Source organism: Ancylobacter sp. VNQ12 (genome assembly GCF_049445835.1).
Classification (GTDB): domain Bacteria; phylum Pseudomonadota; class Alphaproteobacteria; order Rhizobiales; family Xanthobacteraceae; genus Ancylobacter.
The window spans coordinates 1-2454 of sequence record NZ_JBMSDU010000059.1 but is presented as its reverse complement, the minus strand read 5'-3'; the positions used below and the strand labels follow the sequence as shown (position 1 = coordinate 2454).

Annotated in this window: 3 protein-coding genes; all 3 read left to right on the top strand. The window is 67.6% G+C overall.

The window, feature by feature from the left end; all coding sequences use genetic code 11:
- Nucleotides 1-132: 132 nt before the first annotated feature.
- Genes tnpA through tnpC form a run of 3 tightly spaced genes read left to right on the top strand, consistent with a single transcriptional unit; the run spans nt 133 to nt 2441 of the window.
- Entirely contained in the window at nt 133-513 is a 381-nt protein-coding gene (gene tnpA, locus ACO2RV_RS25045; protein ID WP_423296911.1) for an IS66-like element accessory protein TnpA, read from the top strand.
- A 26-nt stretch (nt 514-539) separates the two neighbouring features.
- Nucleotides 540-866 (top strand): IS66 family insertion sequence element accessory protein TnpB, encoded by a 327-nt coding sequence (gene tnpB, locus ACO2RV_RS25040; protein ID WP_423296910.1) that lies wholly within the window; start codon nt 540-542, stop codon nt 864-866.
- A 42-nt stretch (nt 867-908) separates the two neighbouring features.
- A complete protein-coding gene (gene tnpC, locus ACO2RV_RS25035) occupies nt 909-2441 on the top strand; it encodes an IS66 family transposase (RefSeq protein ID WP_423296909.1) in 1533 nt (510 codons plus the stop codon).
- Nucleotides 2442-2454 lie beyond the last annotated feature (13 nt).

Genomic DNA, 2454 nt, shown 5'->3' with positions numbered 1-2454 from the left:
GTAAGCGTGGTCCCGGCGGCACCTTCATAGGTTGGGCGTGAAAGCGCAGTCTGACGATCCTGATTGGAGGATCGTTTTGTGTCTGGGCTTGACCATAGACTTGAGCCGGAGGTTGAGGTCCGGCGCTTCGAAGTGATCAACGGCGCGCTGGGGCGGCGACGCTGGACGGCGGACGAGCGGACGCGGATCCTGGAAGAGACGCTGGTTCCCGGCGCCGTAGTGTCGGCGGTTGCTCGCCGCCACGGTCTGACGCCGCAGCAACTGTTCACCTGGCGCCGGGAGGCGCGCAAGGCGAGCGAGATGATCCCGGCCTTTGTGCCGGCGGTCGTCGCGCCGGAGCCGGCTCCCGCATCTGAGCCGTCCGCCCTACCGTCACGACCGAAGCGGCGTGGCCGGCAACGTCGCACCGCAGCCATAGAGATTGAGGTCGCCGGCGCCCGCGTGACGATCGAGAACGGCGCCTCACCGGCGACCATCACGGCGGTGCTCAGCGCGTTGAAGGTCGGGTTGTGATCGGTCCGACCGGCGCAGTCCGGGTCATGGTTGCCACGAAACCCGTCGATTTCCGCAAGGGGGCCGAAGGCCTGGCCGCCCTGGTGCGCGAGACGATGGGTGCCGATCCCTTCTCGGGCACGGTCTATGTATTCCGCGCCAAGCGTCCCGATCGGGTGAAGCTGGTGTTCTGGGACGGCACCGGCGTGGTGCTGGTCGCCAAGCGCCTGGAGGATGGCGAGTTCCGCTGGCCGAAGATCGAGGACGGCGCACTGCGGCTGACGGCGGCCCAGCTGCAAGCCTTGTTCGAGGGCCTGGACTGGCGCCGTGTGCATGAGCCGCAACGGACGAGGACGCCGGTCGCGGCGAGCTGAAAAGCCTCGCAAGCCACTGGCGAATATGATTGAATCGGTGTCATGGCTTCGCTCCGCTCCGAGCTTCCCCGTGATCCCGAGACGCTCCAGGCGATGCTGATCGCCCGGGAGGCGGAGATCGAGCGGCTGCGTCAGATCATCAAGGAATTGCAGCGCCATCGCTTCGGTCGGCGCGCCGAGACGCTACCCGAGGACCAGCTTCTCCTCGCCCTGGAAGAGGCCGAGCAGGTGGAGGCCGCAGGTTTTGCGGCATCTGAGGAAAACGCGCCGGCGACAAAAGCAGAGCGGATCGCAAAGCGTCGGGCCAACCGCGGCGCGTTGCCCACCCATCTGCCGCGCATCGAGACGGTGGTCGATGTCGAGAGCGATGTCTGCCCCTGCTGCTCCGGCCGGCTCCACCGCATCGGCGAGGACGTGGCCGAGCGGCTCGACATCGTGCCGGCGCAGTTCCGCGTGCTGGTGGTGCGCCGGCCGAAATACGCCTGCCGCTCCTGCGAAGGCGTGGTGGTGCAGGCACCCGCGCCGGCTCGGCTGATCGAGGGTGGTATCCCGACCGAGGCAACGGTCGCCCAGGTTCTGGTCTCGAAGTACGCCGATCATCTGCCGCTGTACCGTCAGGCCCAGATCTATGCCCGTCAGGGTGTCACGCTTGATCGTTCGACGCTGGCCGACTGGGTCGGGCGCGCGGCCTTCCTGCTGCGCCCCGTGCACGAGCGGATGCTGGCGATGCTGAAGGCTTCGCCGAAGCTGTTCGCCGACGAGACCACGGCGCCGGTGCTCGATCCCGGGCGGGGCCGGACCAAGACGGGGCAGCTCTTCGCCTATGCCCGTGATGACCGGCCCTGGGGCGGCGCCGATCCGCCTGCCGTCGCCTATGTCTATGCCCCTGACCGCAAGGGCGAGCGGCCCATGGCCCACCTCGACGGCTTCAGCGGCATCCTGCAGGTCGATGGCTATGGCGGCTACAAGGCGCTGGCCGGACGCACCGCCGTGAACCTGGCGTTCTGCTGGGCGCACGTGCGGCGGCGCTTCTATGAGCTCGCCCAGACCGGCCCCGCGCCGATCGCCGACGAGGCCCTGCAGCGCATCGCCGCGCTCTATCACGTCGAGGCTCATATCCGTGGCCGCACCCCGGAGGAGCGCCGGGACGCACGGCAGCAAAGGAGCAAACCGATCATTGATGCCCTCGAGCCGTGGCTACGGCAAAAGCTCGCCTTGATCAGCCAGAAGACCAAGCTCGCCGAAGCGATCCGCTACGCTCTCTCGCGCTGGGCAGGGCTTGGCCTCTTCCTCGATGATGGGCACATCGAGCTCGACAACAACATCGTCGAGCGATCCATCCGCCCCCTGGCCCTGACCCGGAAGAACGCCCTGTTCGCCGGCTCCGACGGCGGTGCCGAGCACTGGGCCGTCATCGCCTCGCTCGTCGAGACAGCCAAGCTGAACGGTATCGATCCCCAGGCCTACCTCACGGACATCATCACCCGCATCGTCGAGGGCCACCCCAACAGCCGCATCGATGAGCTCATGCCATGGGCCTATCCCGCCAAGCCCACCCTCAGTAGCGTGGCCTGAGGACGACGCTTAC

Excerpts from the sequence above, each read along its gene's own strand:
- tnpB (WP_423296910.1), top strand. The coding sequence starts at position 540 with ATGGTTGCCACGAAACCCGTCGATTTCCGCAAGGGGGCCGAAGGCCTG.
- tnpC (WP_423296909.1), top strand. The coding sequence starts at position 909 with ATGGCTTCGCTCCGCTCCGAGCTTCCCCGTGATCCCGAGACGCTCCAG.